General features: G+C 70.9%; 1 pseudogene. It reads left to right on the top strand.

Annotated elements, in window-relative coordinates:
* Positions 1-991, top strand: a pseudogene (locus KME75_RS41915) (hypothetical protein); the annotation flags it as partial.

The raw sequence follows: 991 nt of genomic DNA, 5'->3' as shown, positions 1-991 counted from the left end.
CGCCTGACCACGCATCAACCACGACACCGACCACGACACCGACCACGACGAGGACGACACCGAACGGCTCAAGCCGGTGGACCTGCGCGCGCTGCGGACGCGACCACTCCGCCTACCGCTGCTGGCCCGAGGGACACCTCTGCCGGACCTGCGTCCTGACCGCCCTGAACATCCACGGCATCTGCCCGGGCTGCGGCGACCAGCGGATCCTGCCCGGCCGCGACGCCGCTGGCTCCCCCATCTGCCCCACCTGCGCCGGGATCGTCCACAGCGTCTTCCGCTGCCCCCGCTGCCAGGTCGAAGGACGGCTCTACCACCGGAAACTCTGCATCCGGTGCACCGTCACCGACCGGGTCACGACCCTGCTCGACAACGGCACCGGCCACATCGACCCGGCCCTGGCCCCACTCGCGACCGCACTGAGCACCGGCCCGACACCCACCCCGGCTGGGCGTCTGGGCTGGCTGGCCAAGCCGCACAACCGCGACCTGCTCCGCGCCCTCGCCGCCGGGCAACTGCCGCTGACGCACCCGGGACTGACCGCCTATCCCGAGCAGGCCGGGGTCCCCTACCTGCGCGCGCTACTCGTCCACTGCGGCACGCTGCCCGACCTCGACCAGCAGCTCCTCGACTTCGAAACCTGGCTGACCCGGCGCCTGGACGAGCTCGCCGACCATCCGCACGCGCAGCTGCTGCGCCAGTTCGGGCTCTGGCACCAGCTCCCCCGCATGCGCACCAAAGCCGCCCTGCAACCGCTGACCCCGCCCGCGCGGACCTACGCTCAACTCGAGTTCATCCACGCCACCGCCTTCTGCACCTGGCTCACCGAACACGGCCACCGCCCGACCGCGCTCACCCAGGTCGACCTCGACCACTACTACACCGCGCTCAAGATCGGGCACCGGCAATCGCTGCGCGGGTTCCTGAACTGGGCCATGACCAGCCACAACCTGCCGACGCTGACCTTCGCCCGAACACGATTCACCACCGG

The sequence above is a fragment of the Pseudonocardia nigra genome, assembly GCF_019396355.1.
Lineage (GTDB): Bacteria > Actinomycetota > Actinomycetes > Mycobacteriales > Pseudonocardiaceae > Pseudonocardia > Pseudonocardia nigra.
Note: the sequence above shows the minus strand (reverse complement) of the source record. Positions and strands in the feature narration are given on the sequence as shown.